Here is a 22636-nt window from a genome sequence, read left to right as displayed (position 1 = left end):
CGACCTCACCAAAGATAGAAGAATGCAAAGATGAACACCCACACGAGATCGACGAAGTGCCAGTACAGGCCCATGATCTCGACGATCTCGTAATACCCCTTGCGGCTGGTGAAGAAGCCGCGCCTTTCGACGTCGAAGTCGCCGCGCAAGACCTTCCGCGCAATGGCGATCAGGAAGATCACGCCGATCGTCACGTGGGTGCCGTGGAAGCCCGTGATCATGAAGAAGCTCGCGCCGAACTGCGGTGCGCCCCACGGATTGCCCCAGGGCCGGACACCCTCCATGATCAGCTTGGTCCATTCGAAGGCCTGCATGCCGACGAAGGTTGCGCCGAACGCCGCCGTGACCAGCATCAAGGCTGCGGTTCTCACGCGATCGCGGCGGTAGCCGAAATTGACGGCCATCGCCATCGTTCCGCTGCTGCTGATCAGCACGAAGGTCATGATGGCGATCAGGATCAGGGGGATGTGGTTGCCGCCGATATTGAGGGCGAAGACTTCGCTGGGATTGGGCCACGGCACGGTCGTCGACATGCGCGCCGTCATGTAGGAAAGCAGGAAGCAGCTGAAGATGAAGGTGTCGCTGAGGAGGAAGATCCACATCATGGCCTTGCCCCAGGACACGTTCTTGAAGGCGCGCTGATCGGACGCCCAGTCGGCGGCGATGCCGCGCCAGCCTTCAAGCCGCGCAGTCGAATGGCCCGGATTTGTCAGCACGGTCTCTGCCATCGGGTCTCGCCTCCCTAGCTCAGCAATCGGCGACAGATGTTGACGAAATCGTCGGTCCAGCCCGTGAGAAGCCCGAGCAGCACAAGCCAGACCAGCAGCAGGAAATGCCAATAGATGGCGCACAGCTCCACGCTCAAGCGCATGTCGGCGATCCCGGCGCCGCGCCACATCTTGGTCGAGGTTCGGCCCAAAGCCACCAGACCACCGGTCAGATGCAGCCCGTGCACTGCGGTCAACAGGTAGAAGAAGGAGTTCGCCGGATTGGACGCCACGAAATATCCGGCCGCGCCGAGCTGTTGCCAGGCCAGGAGCTGTCCGCCGAGGAAGATCACGGCAGCTGCGCCGCCCGCGAGCAGGCCGATCATGACGCCTTCAGCGTCGTCTCGGTGCGCGGCCACGTAGGACCATTGCAGCGCGACGCTGCTCAGGATCAGGACGCCCGTGTTGAACCACAGCAGCCGCGGCACGGGCAGCGTCCGCCAGTCCGCCACGTCCATGCGCATCGAGTAGGCGCTGATGAAGAGGACGAACAATGCGCTCGCGACGGCGAGAAACACGCCAAGTCCGACCTTCGCTGCCGGCCAGGTCATGGCATCGCCGCCGGGGAAATCACCAGCCGGGCCTTCCTCCAGCCAGGGCTTCGCCGTCAGCCGCTGCTGCGACAGCCACCACCCGGCGATCACCGCAAGCACAGCCAGGAAAAGGATGATGGCGCTCACGAAGCAGCTCCCTGAATGAGCTGCGTCGCGTGCGGCGGCTGGTTCTGCGGAATGAAGTCCTCCGCGGCGCCAGGCACACTGTAATCATAGGCCCAGCGGTACACGACCGGGAGCTCCTTGCCCCAGTTGCCGTGCCCCGGAGGCGTCTCCGGCGTCTGCCATTCCAGCGTCGTCGCCCGCCACGGATTGCCGCCTGAGGCCTCACCTTTGAACAGGCTCCAGGCAAGATTGAACAGGAACACCATCTGGCTGAAGCCGACGGTCAAGGCCACCACGGAGATGAAGGCGTTCAGTGAATGGGCCGAGGACGGGATGAACGACGTATCTCCAAGTTCGAAATACCGGCGCGGAACCCCGAGCAGTCCAAGATAGTGCATGGGGAAGAAGATCAGGTAGGCGCCGAGGAAAGTGACCCAGAAGTGAAACTTGCCGAGTGCGTCATTGTACATTCGCCCCGTGACCTTGGGGTACCAGTGATAGATCGCGCCGAGCACGACCATGATCGGCGCCACGCCCATCACCATGTGGAAATGCGCGACCACGAACATGGTATCCGAGAGGGGCACGTCGACGACGACGTTGCCGAGGAAGAGGCCGGTGAGCCCGCCGTTCACGAAGGTGATGATGAAGCCGAGGGCGAACAGCATCGGCACCCTGAGATGAATGTCGCCGCGCCACAGGGTCAGCACCCAGTTGTAGACCTTGATCGCAGTGGGGATGGCGATGATGAGCGTCGTGGTGGCGAAGAAGTACCCGAATTGCGGGAACATGCCGCTCACATACATGTGGTGCGCCCATACGATGAAGCTGAGCGCGCCGATGGCCACGATCGCCCAGACCATCATGCGGTAACCGAAGATGTTCTTGCGTGCATGCGTGCTGATCAGATCGGAAACGATGCCGAAGGCGGGCAGGGCAACGATGTAGACCTCGGGGTGGCCGAAGAACCAGAACAGGTGCTGGAAGAGCAGCGGGCTGCCCCCGCCATATTTCGATAGCTGGCCCATCTCGACGAGGGAGGGCATGAAGAAACTGGTTCCCAGCAGGCGGTCGAGCAGCAGCATGACCGAGGCAACGAAAAGTGCAGGGAATGCCAGCAACGCCATCACGGTTGCCGTGAAAATGCCCCACACCGTCAGGGGCAGGCGCATCAACGTCATGCCGCGGGTGCGTGCCTGGAGCACCGTCACCACGTAATTCAGCCCGCCCATGGTGAAGCCGATGATGAACAGGATCAGGGACGACATCATGAGAATGATGCCCCAATCCTGCCCGGGCGTTCCGGAGAGGATTGCTTGCGGCGGGTACAGCGTCCAGCCGGCGCCGGTCGGGCCGCCGGGCACGAAGAATGTCGAGGCCAGCACGAGGACTGCGAGCAGGTAGACCCAATAGCTCAGCATGTTCACATAGGGGAAGACCATGTCCCGGGCGCCGACCATCAGCGGGATCAGGTAGTTGCCGAAGCCGCCCAGGAACAATGCGGTGAGCAGGTAGATCACCATGATCATGCCGTGCATGGTGATGAACTGAAGGTACTGGTTGGCATCGATGAAGGAGAAGGTGCCGGGGAATCCCAGCTGCAGTCGCATCAGCCACGAGAGCACCAGGGCCACCAGCCCGATGGCCGAGGCCGTCAGCGAGTACTGAATGGCGATCACCTTGGCGTCCTGCGAGAAGACATACCGTGTCCACCAGCTCCTCGGATGATAGAGCTCGACATCAGGTACTTCGGCAGGCGGAGTGCCTGCGATCCCTTCATATGGAATATCGACCATAGAAAACCTCCTCGGTCGTTTCCATCGGGGGCGATGAGTTGGTCTCACGCACCCGATCCATCTTCGCGGCGGCGCCTTGCTACTTGCCGCCGGATTGATATGTCGCCTTCACGACGGTGCTTGCAGGCGGCAATCCTGCAAACGTTTTCTGTTGCTCCAGCCAGGCGTGATATTCACGCTCTTCGTCGACGATGACCTTGGCCCGCATCTGATAGTGAGCCGCGCCACAAAGCTCCGCACAGAGAACGTCGAACGTTCCGGTTCGGATCGGCGTGATCCAGAAATAAGTCACCATGCCCGGAACCATGTCCATCTTGGCCCGGAATTCGGGCACGTAGAAATCGTGCAGGACATCAACCGAGCGGAGCAGAACCTTGACCGGCTTTCCCAGTTGAAGGTGCAGGTCGCCGTTCTCGATCACGACGTCGTCCTGCGCATGCGGATCATCGCGATTGAGCCCCATCGGATTTTCGGACGCGATGTTGCGGACATCGGATGTGCCCAACCGCCCATCCTTGCCCGGAAGGCGGAAGCTCCATTGCCATTGCTGGCCCATCACCTCGACCTCGGTGGCATCCGCAGGCACCGTCACGAACTGGTGCCAGACCACGAGGCCAGGGGCGAGCATCGCCGCGACGCCGATTCCGGTTCCCACGCTCAGCCACCATTCGAGCTTTTTGTTTTCAGGATTGTAGTCAGCCCGTCTTCCCTCCTTGTGGTGAAAGCGGAAGACGCAATAGGCCATGAAGGCGATGACCGCGACGAAAACGAAGCCCGTGATCCAGAACGTGATGTTGATGGTGTGATCGATATAGGCCCAGTTCGTGGCGATCGGCGTCCACCACCATGGGCTGTAGAGGTGAAACAGCACCGAGCCGATCGCGACCAGAAGCAGTATCAGTGCGACAGCCATCCTGATCCATCCTTGCCATCGAAGGCTACGGATACGAATCCAGGGCGGAGCTCATGTCTGTCGCGATGGCTGGCCTTTTTCGGTTGGCACTTATGCCATCGCCGGCCTCTTGCCTCGCCCATTCCACTGGCCGCGAAATCAAGAGAATATTCGCGACCATCAACTCTAAGGGCGTCTGCGTCTAAAATGATACCAGCCCAACCCGGCGTCAATAGCGCAATGTAGGTGCCCCGACGTGGTTGATCGCCGTGCTGGCAAAGCCGACAGAGCATCAGGCGCGCAGGTTGGGTCTGGGTGATGCAACGCACAAATCCGTGCTAGTGCACAATTCACCCAACCGTGAGTGCAGCCTTGCGCCGCAAGCGCTAGACTTTGCGAGGCAGGTCGCGACGGGTTCCGTCCGGCCAGGCTCGTTCGTTGAACCTGGGTTGCCGTACTCGACCCATCGCGTTTCCTGCTCATCAGGCGGACACGCGTGGCTGGAAAGCGCGTGTTATCGAAACCGCGATTTTCAGCACGGGAGGGTCCGTTCATGGCCACTCTGTACTCCCACGACATCATCAGGCGGCACGTATTCGGCGAAGCGGCCTCCTATCCCGTTCGCAAGATCAGCCTGTCCGATCTGACCGAGGCCCTGCGCCTGGGTTGGGAGGATTTCCAGGCGATGCCGAGTCACGCGATCGTCGTGTGCGTGATTTATCCCGTTCTCGGTCTCGTCCTGTTCAGGATGGTTCTCGGCTATTCGGTGCTGCCGCTACTATTTCCACTGGCCGCCGGCTTTGCCTTGATTGGCCCGTTTGCCGCGATCGGTCTCTACGAACTCAGCCGGCGTCGTGAGCGCGGCGAGGAGGTCGATGCATGGGATGCGGTCAAGGTGCTGCGCGCACCGTCGTTGGGCGCCATGGTCGAACTCGGCGTGCTCCTGCTGGTCCTGTTCGGGGCCTGGATCGGTGTCGCGAACGCAATCTATGTCTCAATCTTCGGTCATGCGGCGGCCGCAAGCATTCCCGACTTCGCAACGCGCGTGCTGACGACACCGGAAGGCTGGTCGCTCATCATCGTCGGTTGCGGTGTCGGCTTCCTGTTTGCGGTTGTGGCCTTGTGCGTCAGCGTCGTGTCGTTTCCGTTGATGCTCGACCGGCATGCGACTGCGATCGACGCGATCCGCACCTCGCTCCGAGCAGTAGCGGCGAACCCGGTCGCGATGGCCGGATGGGGCGTCATCGTCGCGGTGCTGCTCGTGATCGGCTCGGTACCGCTCTTCGTCGGTCTCGCTGTCGTTCTGCCGGTGCTTGGCCATGCCACCTGGCACCTCTATCGGCGGGTGGTCGAGCCAAATCCGAATCCACCGGACGCGCCGCCGCCGCCCAGGAAGGGAAGGCGCTACGCGGCGGACTTTCCGGCCAATCTCTTCCCGTGGAGCCGCGAGGGTGAGTGAGACGGGCGATCGCGCCCCATTGATTGTTGGCATCATCCGCGAAAGCGGATGATCCAATACTCCGCGGCGCTGCCGGTGCGCGCCAACTGTCGACATGGAATACTGTCATGCCCCGCTTGCCGCCTACGCTGAAGCTTCGGCGAGCCAAGACCTCAAACCCCGGCGAAGCCTTGGCGTAGCCGGGTCGCGGGGCATGACTGTTGAGCAAAAGGTGATTTACTTCTGCTGCTGCGGCAGGAAGGTCGGCCCGACCGAGCGGATCGGCTTGTTCTCGGAGCTCGCAGGGGGGGCGGTATCTGCCGGCGGCGTCGCGGCCGGTGCATTCGCCGTCGTCGGCGCGGGAGCTGCGCCCTTCTTGGCATTCGCAGCCGCGCCCTTGTTGAGGCGCTGCTGCTGCATCTTCCTGGCGCTCTCCTCGGTGACGATGATGTCACCCTGCTGCTCGGCGGCGGCCTTGTCGTCGGCCGATTTGAGCGCATCCGCCCAGGTCTGTCCGGCCGCCTTGCAGGAGCAGGACGGATTGAACTCGCTGCGGAATTTGAACGCGGTCGGCAGCGCCGTGTAGGGCTGGCCGCTGACCGAGACGGCGGAGTTCATGTCTTCGCCGGGATTGCGATGGGTGTAGAGCACGGCTTCCGCGGCCGGGCAGAGTGCCTTGCAGGTCTTCTCGTCGTCGGGGAAGCGCGCCGGCACCGTTGCAAATGAGACCGGGAAATAGGCGCCGTCGCAGGTGCGCACGCACACGGTGCGATAGGTGCCCGATTGCGGCCCGAGATCGGAGGGCGGCACGCCTTGCGGATTGCCCGCGTTGTTGCCGCCGAACAGATTGCTGAGGAAGTTGCCGCCGCCCTGCGACTGCACGGCGTTGGCATATTGCGGGCCGCAATTGTTCTGCGCCAGCGCAACCAGCACCGAGCGGCGCTGACTGTCGCGTTCCGCGCTGAAGCCGCCGCCACCGCGCAAGCGCTCGAGATTGCCGGTGATCTGGTCCAGATTGGCGCGCATCTGCTGGATCTGGGTGTTGACCGGTCCGCATTGGGCCGACTGGCCGTTGAACAGCGAGAAGAAGCCGGAGGAATCGCAGCCCATGCGCTTGGCCTGCATGGTGACGCGGTCCAGCTCGGCCTGCTGCTTGGCCTGGGAATCCTGGTAACGGCGGATCTGGTCTTCGCGCGCGGGGTCACCACCGCCGCCGCGGTCCAGCGCCGCGAGCTGGCCTTCCAACCGCACGCACATCGGATTGGGCCCAAGTCCGTTCTGGCCGGGCTGAGGCGGCGGTCCGGGCGGACCGGCCTGCGCGAGGGCGCCGGTGACGAGCACGGCCGTGCTCAAGAGCACGGTGCAGGCAAGAAGCAAGCGAGCACGAGAGAGGGACAAGAATTCAGGCATATCCGCCATTCTAGCGAGGTCATGGCCCAATGTGACTTGGACTGAAGCGACTTGGACTGAGGCGACTTGGACGCCGAAGCGATTTGGGCGCCGAAGCGCGCCCTCCCAATAGCCGCTTCCTGCGGCATCGTCACGTCGTTTTGGGGGCCAATGGACCGGGCCTAAGCTGCGCCAGCTCCGAGCGAATTCAGCGCTGGCAAGTGATTGCGACATATTCGTCGCAGTGGCCATGGGAGCAGTTTGCGCCGGATTTGGGGACAGAGCCGGTAATTTCGTCGGGATCGACCCGGCGATAGCTTGATGCCTGGGCAAAATCTCGTGACTGGCAGTAGGTGCGGGCGACGGAGGCGCCGCATTTCTCGCCCTTGGCCAGGCACTGATCGACGCCGTAGCCGTCAGCCTGGTTGGCGATGATGAAGACGCGGGTCTCGGCGCGGGCACCGGATGCCGCGAGGATCGAGGCGCTGAAAATGAGCGCGAGCAAGGATCGCATGAAAATACCGGGAGGCAAAAAAGGGAACAATCTGGTTCCAGAATGGGCTCAAATAGTTAAGGATCACGAACCACCCCGGCGGGCTGCGCGCTTTGCGGACATAAAACGGCATTTCCGCGGCTCCCTTGACGCGGGGCCGCCTCATAGCCCATATGTGGCCGCATGAACGGTCTCCTCGCCATTTGCGCCATTTGCCGCGAGATTATGAGCTAGCGATTCGCTGGCTGGAGCCGTCTTTTCTCAAAAACATTGAGAGCCTTGGACGCCCGGCCAACAGCCGACGGGTATCCATATGGAATTGCGCCTTTACGATACGCTGACGAAGGAAAAACGCATCTTCGCGCCGCTCGATGCGAAAGACGTCCGCATGTATGTCTGCGGGCCGACCGTCTATGACTTCGCCCATATCGGCAATGCACGGCCGGTGATCGTGTTCGACGTGCTGTTTCGGCTGCTGCGCCATCTCTATGGCGAGGCGCACGTCAAATATGTCCGTAACATCACCGACGTCGACGACAAGATCAACGACCGCGCCGCGCGCGATTTCCCGGGCCTGCCGCTGAACGAGGCCATTCGCAAGGTCACCGAGCAGACCGGCAAGCAGTTTCACGCCGACGTCGATGCGCTTCGAGCGCTTCGGCCGAGCGTCGAGCCGCGCGCGACCGAGCATATCGGCGAGATGCGCGAGATCATCGAGCGGCTGATCAAGGGCGGCTTTGCCTATGCCGCCGAGGACCATGTTCTGTTCTCGCCGCAGGCGATGAACGCAGCAAATTCCTCGCTGCCCCGCTACGGTGCGCTGTCGAAGCGATCGCTCGACGAGATGATCGCCGGCGCCCGCGTCGATGTCGCGCCCTACAAGCGCGATGCCACCGATTTCGTGCTGTGGAAGCCGTCCAAGCCGGGCGAGCCGTCATGGCCGTCACCGGCCGGCATCAAGGCCGAGGGGCGTCCCGGCTGGCACATCGAGTGCTCGGCCATGGCCTGGAAGCATCTCGGCGAGCATTTCGACATCCATGGCGGCGGCATCGATCTCGTGTTTCCGCATCACGAGAACGAGGTCGCACAGACCTGCTGCGCCTTCCACCGAGAGCGCATGGCGAATTATTGGATGCACAACGGCTTCCTGCAGGTCGAAAGCGAGAAGATGTCGAAGAGCCTCGGCAACTTCATCACGATCCATGAGCTGCTCGCGGATTGGCCCGGCGAGGTACTGCGCTTGAACATGCTCAAGACGCACTACCGCTCGCCGATCGACTGGACCATGAAGTCGCTGGAGGAGAGCGCCAAGACGCTCGACGACTGGTATCGCGTTGCCGCCGACGTCGCGCCCGGCGAGCCGGCTGCGTCCGTGGTAGAGCCGCTGCTCGACGATCTCAACACGCCGCTGGCGATCGCGGCGTTGCATGGCCTGCGTGGAGGTGACGTGGGCGCTCTGGCGGGCTCGTTGCGCCTGCTCGGCTTCTTGTCCGAGAGCGCAGCGCAGTGGGAAGGACGCAAGCAGCAGGCGAGCGGCGTCGATGCCGGGGAAGTCGAGCGCCTGATCGCGGAGCGGACGGCGGCCCGTAGCCGCAAGGACTTCAAGGAATCCGATCGCATTCGCGATCTGCTCGCTGCAATGGGCGTCGCGATCAAGGACTCCAAGGAAGGAACGACGTGGGAGGTCGCGCGATGAAACGGCCCGACACGCCTTTCCCGCGGCACTGGCTCTATTACATCGCGCTGAAGATCGCGCTGCTCGCGGCTGCCGTGGCGCTGGTTCTCAAGCTCTATGGGATGTGGTGAGGACGATGGGACAGACTTTGCCAAAGCCCGGCTTGCGGCCGTTCCTGCCGGCGGACGTGCCAATTCTTGCTGCGATCTTCACCGCCAGCATCGAGGAGCTGACTGGCGACGACTATAGCGAGGCGCAGCAGCAGGCCTGGATGGAGGTGGCGGACAGCGAAGAGTTCGGCAAGCACCTCGCGTCAGACCTGACGCTGATCGCGACGCTCGATGGCTCGCCGGTTGGCTTTGCCTCGCTGCGCGGCAATGACCACATCCGCATGCTCTATGTGCATCCGGCCGTCAGCGGGCAGGGCATCGCCACCATGCTGGTCGATGCGCTGGAAAAGCTTGCCGGCGGCCGCGGCGCGCAGAGCCTCAACGTCGATGCCAGCGACACCGCGCAGGGTTTTTTCGCCAAGCGCGGCTACACTGCCCAGCAGCGCAATAGCGTCACCATCAATGACGAATGGCTTGCCAACACCACCATGAAGAAGACGCTCGGAGCGGGGCAATGACCAAGGAGCGTGTCCGCCAAGCGCGATCCTCTCGCCGCTCCCTCCCCCCTTGTGGGGGAGGGTTGGGGAGGGGGGTAGCCCCGCACTCCGACCACCCGTGTGGCACCCCCCTCCCGACGATGCTGCGCATCGTCGACCTCCCCCACAAGGGGGGAGGTAACAAGAACGGACGCTCGTGATGAGCTCGGCACAGAAAGAGCGCCTTTATCTGTTCGACACCACGCTGCGCGATGGCGCGCAGACCAACGGCGTCGATTTCACGCTCACCGACAAGCAGGTCATCGCCGCGATGCTCGATGACCTCGGCATCGACTATGTCGAAGGCGGCTATCCCGGCGCCAATCCGCTCGACACCGAGTTCTTCGGCAGCAAGCCCAAGCTCGCCCATGCGCGCTTCACGGCGTTCGGCATGACGCGACGGGCCGGGCGCTCGGTCTCGAACGATCCCGGTGTGGCCGGGCTTTTGGCAGCGAAGGCCGACGCGATCTGCTTCGTCGCGAAGGCATCCGCCTATCAGGTGCGCGTCGCGCTGGAGACGACGAAGGAGGAAAACCTCGCCTCGATCCGCGACAGCGTCGCGGCCGCGAAGGCCGCCGGTCGCGAGGTCATGCTCGATTGCGAGCATTTCTTCGACGGCTACAAGGAAGATGCGAGCTTCGCGCTCGCCTGCGCCAAGGCCGCCTTCGAGGCCGGCGCGCGCTGGGTGGTGCTGTGCGACACCAATGGCGGCACCATGCCGCACGAGGTCGAGGCCATCGTCACCGAAGTTACTAAGCACGTCCCCGGCGACCGCGTCGGCATCCACGCCCATAACGACACCGAGCAGGCGGTGGCCAATTCGCTCGCCGCGGTGCGTGCCGGCGCGCGGCAGATCCAGGGCACGCTGAACGGCCTTGGCGAGCGCTGCGGCAACGCCAATCTCTGCTCACTGATCCCCACGCTGAAGCTGAAGCCGGAGTTTTCGGACGCCTTCGAGATCGGCGTCACGGCCGAGAAGCTGGCAACTCTGGTCAAGGTCTCGCGCACGCTCGACGACATGCTCAACCGGGTGCCGAACCGGCATGCGCCTTACGTCGGCGAGAGCGCCTTCGTCACCAAGACCGGCATCCATGCGTCCGCGGTGCTGAAGGACCCGCAGACCTACGAGCACGTGCTGCCGGAGATGGTCGGCAATCACCGCAAGGTCCTGGTCTCGGACCAGGCTGGACGTTCCAACGTCATCGCCGAGCTCGACCGCGCCGGCATTCCCTACGAGAAGAGTGATCCGAAGCTGACGCGTCTCGTCGAGGAGTTGAAGGAGCGCGAGGCGGCCGGCTACGCCTATGAATCCGCCAACGCCTCGTTCGAGCTGCTGGCGCGCCGTACGCTCGGCAAGGTGCCGCATTATTTCGAGGTCGAGCAGTTCGACGTCAATGTCGAGCAGCGCTACAATTCGCATGGCGAACGTGTCACCGTCGCTTTGGCCGTGGTGAAGGTCGACGTCGCCGGCGAGCACCTGATCTCGGCTGCCGAAGGCAACGGTCCCGTCAACGCCCTCGACGTTGCCCTGCGCAAGGACCTCGGCAAGTACCAGAGATACATCGAGGGGCTGAAGCTAATCGACTACCGCGTGCGTATCCTCAACGGCGGTACCGGCGCGGTCACGCGCGTCCTGATCGAGAGCGAGGACGAGAATGGCGATAGCTGGACCACGGTCGGCGTCTCCCCCAACATCATCGACGCCTCGTTCCAGGCGCTGATGGATTCGGTGATCTACAAGCTCGTGAAGTCGGGCGCGCCGGCGTAAGTCCCACGACGACTGCCATACCCCGCGAAGGCGGGATATCCAGTACGCCGCGGCTTCTCGGTTGCTCTCGCGCGGCTCGGAGTACTGGATCGCCCAGTCAAGCCGGGCGATGACAGTGGGGGAGGAAAGGGCAGGGCATGATCGACCACATCTCCGTCGGCGTCAGCGATCTCGAGCGCGCCGCGAAATTCTACGAGGCAACGCTCGCCGCCCTCGGCCTTTCGCGCCTCGTCACGCGGCCGCGCACGGTCGGTTTCGGCAAGGCCTATCCGGAATTCTGGATCAATCTACGCGAGACCATGCCGCCCGTAGCCCCCGAAAGCGGCGTCCATATCTGCCTGCGGGCGAAGACGACAAGCGAGGTCGATGCGTTTCACGCCGCAGCGCTGTCCGCCGGCGGCGCCTCGGACGGTGCGCCCGGCATCCGTCCGCATGACCGCGTACGCTACTACGCGGCCTTCGTCACCGACCCCGATGGTAACCGGATCGAGGCGGTGACGTTTCCAAGCGAGTAGGACGTCAGAGCTTGCGCGCGACTTCCGGGGCGAGCTTCTTCTCGGCCTCGTCGATCTGGGCTGCGGCCGCCTTCAGCTTCGGCAAGATGTCCTCGACCCGATCGGCCTTGAGGATGTCGACCGAAAGGCCGGCGCGGATGAACTCGGTCTGGCGCATGTGCGACAGCAGCGAGAACAGCGGTTCCCAGAAATTGTCGATGTTCGCCAGCAGCACCGGCTTGGCGTGGCGGCCGAGCTGTTTCCAGGTCAATTGCTCGACCAGCTCTTCCAGCGTGCCGACGCCGCCGGGCAGCGCCACGAAGGCGTCGGAGCGTTCGAACATCAAGCGCTTGCGCTCGTGCATGTCGGGGGTGACGATCATCTCCTGTACGCGTGTCAGCGCGTTCTCGCGCATCCGCAGGAATTCCGGGATGATGCCGGTGACGGTGCCGCCGTGGTCGAGCACGGAGGTCGCGACCGAGCCCATCAGGCCGAGCGAGCCGCCGCCATAGACGAGCCGAACGTTGTTCTCGGCGAGCGCCTTGCCGAACGCCTTGGCGCCTTCGGTGAAGCGGGGATTGGTTCCGGGGCCGGAGCCGCAATAGACACAGACGGTTTTAATAGTGCTCATTGGTGCCATGATGCATTGCAGCGAAGAGGCGTCAAGCCCAATCGGTGATTCGGATCACCCGGAAATCTACCGGTAAATGACGGCAAACAATCGAAGATTCGCCATCTGGCGGGGTGCGCTGGCATCGGGAAGGCTCTATATGACGTGCGAAAATCGTTAATCGCAGCGACGCCCGCATCCGGCGGGCTTTCAGGCTTTTTGATGGACCAACCTCAATCGTTCGACGGCGCCGACGTTCCCGATCCTCCTCCCGGCGGCGCACCGGGGCGGGCGACACTGATGGGCACGCTGGCGCATCTGTGGCCCTATATCTGGCCGGGCGACCGCTTCGACCTGAAGATGCGTGTGGTGTGGTCGCTTGTGCTGCTGCTCGCTGCCAAGCTGATCACGCTGACGGTGCCGTTCAGCTTCAAATGGGCGACGGATGCGCTGACCGGCGCCAACACGGCGCCGGTGCAGGCGGACAATTGGCACCTCTGGGTGATCGCCTCGCCGCTGTTGCTGACCGTGAGCTACGGCGTGATGCGCATCTTGATGGCGCTGCTGACGCAATGGCGCGACGGCATTTTCGCGCGCGTCGCCATGCATGCGGTGCGCAAGCTCGCCACCATCACCTTCGTCCACATGCACGAGCTGTCATTGCGCTTCCACCTCGAGCGCAAGACCGGCGGCCTGACGCGCGTGCTCGAGCGCGGGCGCGAGGGCATCGAGGTCATCGTGCGCATGGTGATCCTGCAGCTGATCCCGACCATCGTCGAGGTCTCGCTGCTGATGGCCGTGCTGCTCTGGCAGTTCGACTGGCGTTACGTGGTCGCCACCCTGATCACGGTCACGCTCTACATGTACTACACCTACATCGCGACCGAGTGGCGGATCGGCATCCGCCGCCGGATGAACGATTCCGACACCGAGGCGAACACCAAGGCGATCGACTCGCTGCTCAACTACGAAACCGTGAAGTATTTCGGCGCCGAGGCCCGCGAGGCGCAGCGCTACGACAAGTCGGTCGCGCGCTACGAGGAGGCGAGCGTCCACACCTACACCTCGCTCGCGGTGCTCAACACCGGCCAGGCCGTGATCTTCACGCTGGGGCTGACCGCGACGATGCTGATGTGCGCGATCGGCGTGCGCAATGGCACCAACACGGTCGGCGATTTCGTGTTGGTCAACGCCATGATGATCCAGCTCTACCAGCCGCTGAACTTCATGGGCATGGTCTATCGCGAGATCAAGCAGGCGATCATCGACATCGAGAAGATGTTCGGCGTGATCGGCCGCGAGGCCGAGATCAAGGACGCGGCCGGTGCCAAGCCGCTGGTCATCTCCGCCGGCACCGTGCGTTTCGAGGACGTGCGCTTTGCCTATGAGCCGACCCGCCCGATCCTCAAGGGCATCAGCTTCGAGGTCCCGGCCGGCAAGACCGTTGCCATCGTCGGCCCGTCGGGCGCGGGCAAGTCGACCATCTCGCGGCTTCTGTTTCGCCTCTATGATGTCTCCGGCGGCAGGATCCTGGTCGACGGCCAGGACATCCGCGCGGTGACGCAGGATTCGCTTCGGGCCTCGATCGGCATGGTGCCTCAGGACACCGTGCTGTTCAACGACACCATCCGCTACAACATCCGCTATGGCCGCTGGGACGCCGATGACGCTGAAGTCGAAGAGGCGGCGCAGCTGGCCCAGATCGACCATTTCATCCGCATGGCGCCGATGGGCTACGAGACCCAGGTCGGCGAGCGCGGGCTCAAACTGTCCGGCGGCGAGAAGCAGCGCGTCGCGATCGCGCGCACCGTCCTGAAGGCGCCGCCGATTCTGGTGCTGGACGAGGCGACCTCGGCGCTCGATACCCATACCGAGCACGAGATCCAGGGCGCGCTCGACCGCGTGGCGAAGAACCGCACCTCGCTGGTGATCGCGCACCGGCTTTCGACCATCGTCGGGGCCGACGAGATCATCGTCCTGGATCAGGGCCGCATTGCCGAGCGGGGGACCCATGGCCAGTTGCTCGCGCATGGCGGTCTCTATGCCAGCATGTGGAACAGGCAGCGTGAGGCCGAGGCGGCACGCGAGAAGCTGGCCAAGATGGCCGATACCAGCGAGGCACCCAACCGGGAGCCGCCACCGGTCAACGACGCCCTGACGGCGCCCGCGGCGGCGGAGTGACCTTGTCTCCGGTCCCAACTCTGGCCTAAACAAGCCCGCGCGACGACCCCGTGCCATTAACCCCGAGCGGCAGATACCGATGTCCATTCTCGATTCGATCCAGCGTCAGATCCCGCCGATCCACAAGGAGGGCTATCCCTTCATCGGCGGCTTTGCGCTGGCAAGCCTCGTCCTGTTCTGGCTGTGGTCGCCTTTGGGGTGGATCGGCACGATCCTGACCGTGTGGTGCGCGCTGTTCTTCCGCGACCCCGTCCGCGTGACGCCGGTGCGTGAGGGGCTTGTGGTGTCGCCGGCCGACGGCCGCGTCTCGATGATCACCATGGCGCTGCCGCCGGCCGAGCTCGGGCTCGGCGACCGGCCGTTGCCGCGCATCTCGGTGTTCATGAGCGTGTTCAACTGCCACGTGAACCGCGCTCCCATAGCGGGCAGGGTAGACCGCATCGCCTACCGGCCCGGCCTTTTCATCAATGCCGAGCTCGACAAGGCCAGCGAGGACAATGAGCGCAACTCGCTGGTCATCTCGACAGCGACGGCGCGGATCGGCGTGGTGCAGATCGCAGGGCTCGTCGCCAAGCGCATCGTCTGCTTCGTCAGGGAGGGCCAGGCGATCGGCGCCGGCGAGCGCTTCGGCCTGATCCGCTTCGGCTCCCGGCTCGATGTCTATCTGCCTGTGGGGAGCAAAGCGCTGGTCTCGGAAGGGCAGACCGCGATCGCCGGCGAGACGATTTTGGCCGACCTTTCCGGAGACGACCCCAGCCGCGCCTTCCGCGCCAATTAACCAATAAGTCGGTCTGTGGGGGCCTTCCGCCGCAATGGCGGAGGGGGACGCGGCTTGCTATATCTCGCCTTGAGGTGAGGACCCGCGATGACGCCCTATGACTTCAAATACCCCGATACGCGCCGCCGGCGGTTCCGCCCGATTCCGGTGCGGATGCTGGTGCCCAACGTCATCACGCTGCTGGCGATCTGCGCCGGCCTGACCTCGATCCGGCTGTCGATCGAGGGGCGGATGTCGCTCGCGGTCTATGCCATCGTGTTCGCGGCCGCGCTCGACGGCATCGACGGCCGCATCGCGCGCATGATCAAGGGCCAGTCAAAGTTCGGCGCCGAGCTCGACAGCCTCGCCGACTTCGTCAATTTCGGCGTCGCGCCAGGGCTGATGCTGTACTTCTGGCAGCTGCACGAACTCGGCAATGCCGGCTGGATCGCCGCCATGGTGTTCGCGATTTCCGGCGGCCTGCGCCTGGCGCGCTTCAATGCCACCATGGACGACCCGAACAAGCCGGCCTTCGCTGCCAATTTCTTCACCGGCGTGCCGGCGCCGGCCGGCGCGATCACCGTGCTGCTGCCGATCTATGTCGCGTTCCTCGATCTCGGCCGCTGGCCCGCAGGGTTGACCGCCGCCTACACACTGCTGATCGCCTTCCTGATGGTGTCGCGCCTGCCGGTGTTCTCCGGCAAGACCAAGCGCATGCGCGTGCCGCCGGAGCTGGTGCTGCCGGCGTTCGTCGCGGTGATCGTCTTCATCGCGCTGCTGATCGCCTATCCCTGGCACGTACTATCGATTGGCACGGTGCTGTATCTTCTCGCTTTGCCGCTCGGCTACAAATCCTATCGCGACCAGGCCCGCGCGATGGACGCCACCGCGCCGTCGGGAGGCGAGGTCACCTCGCCGCCGTCGGCGCCGACGCTGGCGAATTTGTCGGAGCCGCCCAACGACGACGACGACCGGCCCGGACGGCTGCACTGAGCGGCCACGCGCGGATATCTGCCATGAGGCCCCCCGAGTTGGGTTGAGACCTGATCTCGGCTATATCGCCCTGTGCCGGCGGCATCGCGCCAACAGCGACCGCCAATCTGGGAGAGAACGCCGTGACTGATAAAGCGACCGGGCCGCTGCCCGCTTCCGTCCTCGAAGCGCTGGGCCGCTACGACACGCCGACGATCTGCAATGCCATGGAGATCGTGGCGCCCGAGCGCCGACTGATCGGCTACACCACCAAGCAACTGGTCTGCCCGTTTCCCGACCTGCCGCCGATCGTCGGCTATGCCCGCACGGTCGCGATCCGCTCGGTGCTGAAATCCTCGCTTCCGGCCGAAGAGCAGTCCAGGCGCCGCATCGAATACTACGAATATGTCGGCACCGGCCATGGTCCGCGCATCTCGGTGATCCAGGACATCGACGGTCCCGACGTCGGCTACGGCGCGTTCTGGGGCGAGGTGCAGAGCAACGTGCACAAGGCGCTCGGTTGTCTCGGCGTCATCACCGACGGCTCGATCCGCGACATCCCGCAATGGGCGCCGGGCTTCCAGGCGCTGGCCGGCTCGATCGGCCCGTCGCATGCCTGGGTGCATGCGGAGAGCTTTGGCGGCGAGGTTCGCGTTGCCGGCATGACCGTGAAGTCCGACGACCTGATCCATGCCGACCAGCACGGTGCGATCGTGATCCCGCTCGACATCGCCGCAAAGCTGCCGGAGGCCGCCGAACTCTGCGGCCGCCGCGAGACACCGATCCTGGAGATCGCCCGCAGCCCCGACTTCTCGCTCGAGAAGCTGAAGGCCGCGCTGAAGCGCTCGGCGGAGATTCACTGAGGGGTGATGGACCGCCTAAGGCTGCGACACCGGCCGTGGGCCCCCCTGTTCCGTCAGAAACAGGGCGGCCTGATCCGGCTCGCCGAACACTGCAGCGGCGCACCCGATCAGGGTGAAGCCGCCTGCAAGGTCCCACAGCGTGATGTCCTCCGCATTGTCCGGAAGGTGGATCAAGCGCGCTGCGATCACCGCGAAGGCGGCCTCGGCAAAGAGCACGAGGCTGAAGGCCGGCAGAACGAGTTCCGGCTCGAGCAGGTGGAGCGCCAACACCGCAGGCAGCGCGGTGAGAAGACTGAACAGCGTCAACATTGCAAAACGGCTCCCGCGATGGAGCATGCTGCAGGGCTAGAATAGCAGTCATCCCTGGTTCCGCCCCCGTGGCGCAGGGCCGCAGCCGGAGGACGCACGATGAAGATGAATGGCAAGACGATCCTGGTAACCGGCTCGACCGACGGCGTCGGCCGCTACGTCGCGCGCCGGCTGGCCGAAGACGGTGCAAGGGTCCTGATCCATGGCCGCGATGCGGAGCGTGCGAAGGTGTTGAGCGACGAGATCGCGAAAGCCGGCGGTGCCGCGCCGACCTTCTATCAGGCCGATCTGTCGTCGATGTCGGGTACGCGTGCGCTCGCCGAAGCGCTCATCCGCGATCACCAGCGTCTCGACGTCTTCGTCAGCAACGCCGGCATCGGTTCGCAGAACGACGGCCCGCAGCGGCAAGTTAGCGCCGACGGTCACGAGCTGCGGTTTGCCGTAAACTATCTCTCGGGTTTCTTGCTCGTCCATCTGTTGCTGCCGCTGCTGAAGTCCGCGGCGCCGTCGCGGATCGTCAACGTCGCCTCCCTCGGCCAGCATCCGATCGATTTCGATGACGTCATGATCACGCAGGGCTACAGCGGTTCGCGTGCCTATGCACAGAGCAAGCTCTCCCAGATCATGTTCACCATCGATCTCGCGGACGAACTGAAGGGCGCGGGCATCACCGTGAATGCGCTGCATCCGGCGACCTACATGAACACCACGATGGTGCGCGCCGGCGGCGTCACGCCGATCTCGACGGTGGAGCAGGGCGGCGCGGCGATCCTGCGCCTCGTCGAGGGTGACGATGTCGCAGGCAAGAGCGGGCTGTTCTTCAACGGCATGAACGAGGCGCGTGCCAATCCGCAGGCCTACGATGCAGCTGCCCGCAAGCGCCTGCGCGAACTGAGCCTGAAGCTGACGGGCCTGGCACGCTAGCGCGCCGCAATCATGGTTAGCAAAGTGTTGAAATTCGTGTCGGCCATCGGCAAAGCCGGCCTCATCCCGATGCGCTACGCCGGTCTGGCGCGCCGGCTCAACTTAACCTTTACGCGGCTTTAAGGGCGGCACTCTAGGGTTTCCGATGCGGTTCGGGGTTGGGCCGCGCCAGCGGCCAGGACGGCCGTTGTTGCGTACGCGTTGGAGTATCCCATGGATATCATGACGAGCGTCGGGCTCATTGCGGGCATCATCGTCATCACGATGATGATCTTCATGGGCGGCGACCTTCACATGTTCATCTCCGAACATGCCATGATCATCATCTTCGGCGGCTCGATCTCCGCCACCATGATCCGCTTTCCGCTCTCGGCACTCCTGCACGGCCTTCCGCTCGGCGCCAAGTTCGCCTTCACCATGAGCCGCCTGTCGGCGCACGACCTCGTCGACGAGCTCGCCCGCATCGCCGAGATCGCCCGCAAGCAGGGCCCGGTGGGTCTGGAAAAGGTCGAGACCGATGAGCCCTTCCTCGCCAAGGGCATCCGCTACGTCGCCGACGGCTACGACCTCGACTTCATCCGCGACAATCTCGAGCGCGACCGCGACAACTTCCTCATGCACCTCGACGAGGGCAGCAAGATCTATCGCGCCATCGGCGACTGCGCTCCGGCCTTCGGCATGATCGGCACCCTGATCGGCATGGTGCAGATGTTCGCCAACATGACCGACCCTTCCAAGCTCGGCCCGTTCATGGCGACCGCGCTGCTCGCCACGCTCTACGGCGCGCTGGTCGCGAACCTGTTCTGTCTGCCGATCGCCGACAAGCTGCACGGCAAGCTGCTGGACGAGGAGACCAACCGCACGCTGATCATCGACGGCATCCTGATGATCCGCGACTCCAAGAGCCCGACCCTGGTGCGCGAAATGCTGCTGGCCTACCTGCCGGAGAAGCATCGCCACGCCGAGGGCGAGCCGGTGCCGGCGTAAAGTCCGCCCGCCGGGATTTGAGACATGGCCAAGAAGAAACGCGGCGATGCCCATGGAGGCGGTCACGGCTGGTTCGTGACCTTCGCCGACCTCATGGGCCTGATGATGAGCTTCTTCGTGATGCTCGTGGCGTTCTCGACGCAGGACGCCAACAAGCTGAAGATCGTCGCGGGATCGATGCGCGACGCCTTCGGCGTGCAGAGCGAAGCGCGCTATGCCGGTATCGTCGAGTCCGACGGTTTGCCGACCCGCCCGCGGCTGAAGAACGTCGACCATATCCAGCCCGAGGATGCCTCCAACACGCCGACGCCGGACCAGGAGGATCGCGACCGCACGTCGGGCGCGAAGATCAAGGTCGACCGCAATTTCGCGCTCGCCGCAGCCTCGCTGCGCCAGGCGTTGCAGGACATGCCGGAGCTGACCGAGATGTCCAAGCACATCATGTTCGAGGAGACCAAGCAGGGTCTCAATCTGGAGATTGTCGACCAGGACGGCCGTTCGATGTTCGCCGACGGCTCCAAGGTGCCCTATGATCGCACCCGCCGCCTGGTCGAGAAGCTCGCGATCCCGCTCAAGGCCACGCCGCTGCGCGTCTCCATCGCCGGCCATACCGCGGCCGGCTTCGTGCCGACCCGCAGCGACTACGGCGCCTTCGATCTGTCGGCCGATCGCGCCAATGCCGTGCGCCAGATCCTCGAACGCGAGGGCCTGCCGCCGTCGCACATCTTCGCCGTCTCCGGCAAGGCGGACACCCAGCCGCTGTTTCCGGACGATCCTTCGCTCGCGGCCAACCGGCGGGTGACCATCACCCTGATGCGCGAAGATCCGCCGCTGCCGCCGAATCTGAAGCCCTAACCCCCTTGCGCTACCATCTTACCTGAGGCATGTCGTCGCGCTGGCGATGAGCGTGGCTGCGGCGTCACAGCATCCAGCTCGGCGCCTGCTATGGTGGTGCGCCGATTGACAGGCGCGCCGGAAGCGTCAAAAGGCGCCGGATCAATTCCAGGGAAGAAGCGTTTTCCACCTTCATGACGGCGAGCATCACACAGGCCGAGACCCAGGACGGGCCGGTCACTTCAGGCTTTTGGTCCCTTACGCTCGGGAGCATCGGCGTCGTCTTCGGCGATATCGGCACTTCGCCGCTCTACGCATTCCACGAGGCTGTCAGGGGCGCCGCCCATGGCGAGCCGGTCTCGCGGGTCATGGTTCTCGGCGTGCTCTCCCTGATCCTGTGGGCGCTGCTGATCGTCGTCACCGCCAAATACGTGCTGCTGCTGCTGCGCGCCGACAACAACGGGGAGGGCGGCACGCTCTCGCTGATGGCGCTCGGGCAGCGCGCGCTCGGGCGGCGGAGCTGGTTCCTGCTCGCCCTCGGCGTGGTCGGCGCTTCCATGTTCATCGGCGATTCCATGATCACGCCGGCGATCTCAGTGCTATCGGCGGTCGAAGGCCTGAAGCTCGCAACCCCTGCGTTCGAGCATTACGTCGTGCCGCTCACGGTCCTTATTCTGGCGTTGCTGTTCGCGGTCCAGAGCAAGGGGACCGCGCTGGTCGCCTCGGCCTTCGGGCCGGTGATGGTGATCTGGTTCACCGTCATCGCCGTGATGGGAGCCGTCCACATCGCCGACGATCCGTCCGTGCTGGCGGCGATCAATCCCTATTACGCCGTGCAGTTCGTGCTGTCGCACGGCACGATTGGCCTTGTCACCCTCGGCGCCGTGTTCTTGGCGGTGACCGGGGGCGAGGCGCTCTATGCCGATCTCGGCCATTTCGGGCGCAAGCCGATCCAGTCGGCCTGGATGTTCTTCGTGCTGCCCGCGCTCTTGATCAACTATTTCGGGCAGGGCGCGCTCGTGCTGTCCGATCCCAGCGCGATCGAGCACTCGTTCTATCGCATGGTGCCCGAGAGCCTGGTGCTGCCGCTGGTCGGGCTTGCGACCGCCGCGACCGTGATCGCGAGCCAGGCGGTGATCACGGGTGCTTATTCGCTGGTCTATCAGGCGGTGCAGCTCGGCCTCTTGCCGCGCTTCGAGGTCCGCTACACCTCCGAGACTCACGCCGGTCAGATCTACCTGCCACGGGTGAACCGGCTACTGCTGATCGGCGTGATGCTGCTGGTGCTATTGTTCCACACCCCCAGCAATCTGGCCTCGGCCTACGGCATCGCAGTCTCCACCACCATGGTCGCCGACGGCATCATGGGCTTCATCGTGATCTGGAAATTGTGGAATTGGCGCGCTGCCACGGCTGCGGCCGTGATCATGCCCTTCGTCATCGTCGATCTGAGCTTCTTCAGCGCCAATCTCCTGAAGCTGCTTGAGGGCGCCTGGGTGCCGCTGCTGTTCGGCGTGGCCATGGCGGGAACGATCTGGACCTGGCGGAAGGGCTCCGGGATCCTGATCCAGAAGACGCGCCGGATCGAGGTGCCGCTGGACGATCTGATCCGCAGCCTGGAGAAGCGGCCCCCGCACATCGTCAAGGGCACCGCGGTGTTCCTGACCAGCGATCCCTCCTTTGTGCCGACCGCGCTGCTGCACAATCTCAAGCACAACAAGGTGCTGCACGAGCACAACGTGATCCTGACCATCGAGACCGCGCATACGCCCCGGGTCGATCTGGCGGAGCGTTTCCGCATGGAGAAGATCAGCGACAAGTTCTCGAAAGTCCGCCTGCGCTTCGGCTACATGGAGCAGCCGAACGTGCCCAAGGCACTTGCGATCGCGCGCAAGCAGGGATGGCAGTTCGACATCATGTCGACGTCGTTCTTCGTGTCCCGCAGGTCGCTGAAGGCGTCGGCGCAGTCGGGCATGCCGCTGTGGCAGGACCATTTGTTCATCGCGCTGAGCCGGTCCGCCAACGACGCCACCGATTACTTCCAGATCCCCACGGGACGGGTGGTTGAAGTCGGAACCCAAGTCACCATCTAGAACGCAACTGCCTCAGTCATGCAAATTTGCATGTCTAAGCCCCGGAATCGGGCTAGGCTATGCCGGTAGCGCAGGACTATAAGCCGCGC

Annotated in this window: 21 protein-coding genes; 13 read left to right on the top strand and 8 right to left on the bottom strand. The window is 64.1% G+C overall.

The window, feature by feature from the left end; genetic code table 11:
- Positions 1-5: 5 nt before the first annotated feature.
- From GGD65_RS16245 to GGD65_RS16230, 4 genes are all read right to left on the bottom strand, one after another.
- Positions 6-728 (bottom strand): heme-copper oxidase subunit III family protein, encoded by a 723-nt coding sequence (locus GGD65_RS16245; RefSeq protein WP_018320921.1) that lies wholly within the window; start codon positions 726-728, stop codon positions 6-8.
- A 14-nt stretch (positions 729-742) separates the two neighbouring features.
- The gene (locus GGD65_RS16240; RefSeq protein ID WP_018320922.1) at positions 743-1447 is read right to left on the bottom strand and encodes a cytochrome c oxidase subunit 3; all 705 of its coding nucleotides are present in this window, start codon (positions 1445-1447) and stop codon (positions 743-745) included.
- Complete coding sequence (locus GGD65_RS16235; protein WP_018320923.1) at positions 1444-3222, bottom strand: cbb3-type cytochrome c oxidase subunit I; 1779 nt, start codon at positions 3220-3222, stop codon at positions 1444-1446. The genes GGD65_RS16240 and GGD65_RS16235 overlap by 4 nt, the downstream gene beginning before the upstream one ends.
- Positions 3223-3301: 79 nt before the next feature.
- On the bottom strand, positions 3302-4135 hold the full coding sequence (locus GGD65_RS16230) for a cytochrome c oxidase subunit II (RefSeq protein ID WP_018320924.1): 834 nt from the start codon (positions 4133-4135) through the stop codon (positions 3302-3304).
- Positions 4136-4667: 532 nt separating this feature from the next.
- Between GGD65_RS16230 and GGD65_RS16225 the strand changes: the two genes are divergently transcribed.
- The gene (locus tag GGD65_RS16225; protein WP_183236117.1) at positions 4668-5573 is read left to right on the top strand and encodes a DUF2189 domain-containing protein; all 906 of its coding nucleotides are present in this window, start codon (positions 4668-4670) and stop codon (positions 5571-5573) included.
- 216 nt (positions 5574-5789) lie between these two features.
- Here GGD65_RS16225 and GGD65_RS16220 read toward each other — a convergent pair whose 3' ends face one another.
- The gene (locus GGD65_RS16220) at positions 5790-6971 is read right to left on the bottom strand and encodes a DUF2865 domain-containing protein (RefSeq protein WP_183235904.1); all 1182 of its coding nucleotides are present in this window, start codon (positions 6969-6971) and stop codon (positions 5790-5792) included.
- Positions 6972-7149: 178 nt separating this feature from the next.
- The gene (locus tag GGD65_RS16215) at positions 7150-7455 is read right to left on the bottom strand and encodes a hypothetical protein (protein WP_018320927.1); all 306 of its coding nucleotides are present in this window, start codon (positions 7453-7455) and stop codon (positions 7150-7152) included.
- A gap of 292 nt (positions 7456-7747) precedes the next feature.
- On the opposite strand from GGD65_RS16215, the gene cysS reads away from it, so the two are divergent.
- The 4 genes from cysS (at position 7748) to GGD65_RS16195 (ending at position 12038) form a co-directional block, all read left to right on the top strand.
- Positions 7748-9130: a cysteine--tRNA ligase gene (cysS, locus tag GGD65_RS16210; RefSeq protein WP_018320928.1), complete on the top strand. Its 1383-nt coding sequence runs from the start codon at positions 7748-7750 to the stop codon at positions 9128-9130.
- Between the two features lie 115 nt (positions 9131-9245).
- Positions 9246-9737 (top strand): GNAT family N-acetyltransferase, encoded by a 492-nt coding sequence (locus GGD65_RS16205; protein ID WP_177236916.1) that lies wholly within the window; start codon positions 9246-9248, stop codon positions 9735-9737.
- Positions 9738-9915: 178 nt separating this feature from the next.
- Entirely contained in the window at positions 9916-11523 is a 1608-nt protein-coding gene (gene cimA / locus GGD65_RS16200; protein ID WP_183235903.1) for a citramalate synthase, read from the top strand.
- Between the two features lie 137 nt (positions 11524-11660).
- Positions 11661-12038, top strand: a complete 378-nt coding sequence (locus tag GGD65_RS16195) for a VOC family protein (RefSeq protein ID WP_018320932.1) — start codon at positions 11661-11663, stop codon at positions 12036-12038.
- A gap of 4 nt (positions 12039-12042) precedes the next feature.
- Here GGD65_RS16195 and GGD65_RS16190 read toward each other — a convergent pair whose 3' ends face one another.
- Positions 12043-12648, bottom strand: coding sequence for a TIGR00730 family Rossman fold protein (locus GGD65_RS16190; protein WP_026202462.1), 606 nt, complete (start codon positions 12646-12648; stop codon positions 12043-12045).
- Between the two features lie 201 nt (positions 12649-12849).
- Between GGD65_RS16190 and GGD65_RS16185 the strand changes: the two genes are divergently transcribed.
- From GGD65_RS16185 to GGD65_RS16170, 4 genes are all read left to right on the top strand, one after another.
- Positions 12850-14808: an ABC transporter ATP-binding protein/permease gene (locus tag GGD65_RS16185; RefSeq protein ID WP_183235902.1), complete on the top strand. Its 1959-nt coding sequence runs from the start codon at positions 12850-12852 to the stop codon at positions 14806-14808.
- A 55-nt stretch (positions 14809-14863) separates the two neighbouring features.
- Entirely contained in the window at positions 14864-15586 is a 723-nt protein-coding gene (locus GGD65_RS16180; RefSeq protein WP_312017716.1) for a phosphatidylserine decarboxylase, read from the top strand.
- A gap of 87 nt (positions 15587-15673) precedes the next feature.
- The gene (locus tag GGD65_RS16175) at positions 15674-16558 is read left to right on the top strand and encodes a phosphatidylcholine/phosphatidylserine synthase (protein WP_018320936.1); all 885 of its coding nucleotides are present in this window, start codon (positions 15674-15676) and stop codon (positions 16556-16558) included.
- A 122-nt stretch (positions 16559-16680) separates the two neighbouring features.
- Positions 16681-17400 (top strand): RraA family protein, encoded by a 720-nt coding sequence (locus tag GGD65_RS16170; protein ID WP_028145264.1) that lies wholly within the window; start codon positions 16681-16683, stop codon positions 17398-17400.
- Between the two features lie 15 nt (positions 17401-17415).
- Here the strand turns inward: GGD65_RS16170 and GGD65_RS16165 are convergent, their stop codons facing one another.
- Positions 17416-17709, bottom strand: a complete 294-nt coding sequence (locus tag GGD65_RS16165) for a hypothetical protein (protein ID WP_018320938.1) — start codon at positions 17707-17709, stop codon at positions 17416-17418.
- A gap of 99 nt (positions 17710-17808) precedes the next feature.
- Here GGD65_RS16165 and GGD65_RS16160 point away from each other — a divergent pair, with 99 nt between their 5' ends.
- From GGD65_RS16160 to GGD65_RS16145, 4 genes are all read left to right on the top strand, one after another.
- Entirely contained in the window at positions 17809-18633 is an 825-nt protein-coding gene (locus tag GGD65_RS16160) for an SDR family NAD(P)-dependent oxidoreductase (RefSeq protein WP_183235900.1), read from the top strand.
- Positions 18634-18846: 213 nt separating this feature from the next.
- Entirely contained in the window at positions 18847-19620 is a 774-nt protein-coding gene (locus GGD65_RS16155; RefSeq protein ID WP_018320941.1) for a motility protein A, read from the top strand.
- A gap of 24 nt (positions 19621-19644) precedes the next feature.
- Positions 19645-20475, top strand: coding sequence for a flagellar motor protein MotB (locus tag GGD65_RS16150; RefSeq protein WP_018320942.1), 831 nt, complete (start codon positions 19645-19647; stop codon positions 20473-20475).
- Positions 20476-20648: 173 nt separating this feature from the next.
- Positions 20649-22547 (top strand): potassium transporter Kup, encoded by a 1899-nt coding sequence (locus GGD65_RS16145; protein WP_018320943.1) that lies wholly within the window; start codon positions 20649-20651, stop codon positions 22545-22547.
- The last annotated feature ends 89 nt before the right edge of the window (positions 22548-22636 follow it).

The sequence above is a fragment of the Bradyrhizobium sp. CIR18 genome (assembly GCF_014198295.1).
Classification (GTDB): domain Bacteria; phylum Pseudomonadota; class Alphaproteobacteria; order Rhizobiales; family Xanthobacteraceae; genus Bradyrhizobium.
This window is presented reverse-complemented; position numbering and strand designations above follow the sequence as displayed.

What these genes read in the sequence shown, in the direction of transcription:
- GGD65_RS16245 (WP_018320921.1), bottom strand. Translation starts at nt 728, where the DNA reads ATGGCAGAGACCGTGCTGACAAATCCGGGCCATTCGACTGCGCGGCTT.
- GGD65_RS16235 (WP_018320923.1), bottom strand. Translation starts at nt 3,222, where the DNA reads ATGGTCGATATTCCATATGAAGGGATCGCAGGCACTCCGCCTGCCGAA.
- GGD65_RS16230 (WP_018320924.1), bottom strand. Translation starts at nt 4,135, where the DNA reads ATGGCTGTCGCACTGATACTGCTTCTGGTCGCGATCGGCTCGGTGCTG.
- GGD65_RS16225 (WP_183236117.1), top strand. Translation starts at nt 4,668, where the DNA reads ATGGCCACTCTGTACTCCCACGACATCATCAGGCGGCACGTATTCGGC.
- GGD65_RS16220 (WP_183235904.1), bottom strand. Translation starts at nt 6,971, where the DNA reads ATGGCGGATATGCCTGAATTCTTGTCCCTCTCTCGTGCTCGCTTGCTT.
- GGD65_RS16215 (WP_018320927.1), bottom strand. Translation starts at nt 7,455, where the DNA reads ATGCGATCCTTGCTCGCGCTCATTTTCAGCGCCTCGATCCTCGCGGCA.
- cysS (WP_018320928.1), top strand. Translation starts at nt 7,748, where the DNA reads ATGGAATTGCGCCTTTACGATACGCTGACGAAGGAAAAACGCATCTTC.
- GGD65_RS16205 (WP_177236916.1), top strand. Translation starts at nt 9,246, where the DNA reads ATGGGACAGACTTTGCCAAAGCCCGGCTTGCGGCCGTTCCTGCCGGCG.
- cimA (WP_183235903.1), top strand. Translation starts at nt 9,916, where the DNA reads ATGAGCTCGGCACAGAAAGAGCGCCTTTATCTGTTCGACACCACGCTG.
- GGD65_RS16195 (WP_018320932.1), top strand. Translation starts at nt 11,661, where the DNA reads ATGATCGACCACATCTCCGTCGGCGTCAGCGATCTCGAGCGCGCCGCG.
- GGD65_RS16190 (WP_026202462.1), bottom strand. Translation starts at nt 12,648, where the DNA reads ATGAGCACTATTAAAACCGTCTGTGTCTATTGCGGCTCCGGCCCCGGA.
- GGD65_RS16185 (WP_183235902.1), top strand. Translation starts at nt 12,850, where the DNA reads ATGGACCAACCTCAATCGTTCGACGGCGCCGACGTTCCCGATCCTCCT.
- GGD65_RS16175 (WP_018320936.1), top strand. Translation starts at nt 15,674, where the DNA reads ATGACGCCCTATGACTTCAAATACCCCGATACGCGCCGCCGGCGGTTC.
- GGD65_RS16165 (WP_018320938.1), bottom strand. Translation starts at nt 17,709, where the DNA reads ATGTTGACGCTGTTCAGTCTTCTCACCGCGCTGCCTGCGGTGTTGGCG.
- GGD65_RS16160 (WP_183235900.1), top strand. Translation starts at nt 17,809, where the DNA reads ATGAAGATGAATGGCAAGACGATCCTGGTAACCGGCTCGACCGACGGC.
- GGD65_RS16155 (WP_018320941.1), top strand. Translation starts at nt 18,847, where the DNA reads ATGGATATCATGACGAGCGTCGGGCTCATTGCGGGCATCATCGTCATC.
- GGD65_RS16150 (WP_018320942.1), top strand. Translation starts at nt 19,645, where the DNA reads ATGGCCAAGAAGAAACGCGGCGATGCCCATGGAGGCGGTCACGGCTGG.
- GGD65_RS16145 (WP_018320943.1), top strand. Translation starts at nt 20,649, where the DNA reads ATGACGGCGAGCATCACACAGGCCGAGACCCAGGACGGGCCGGTCACT.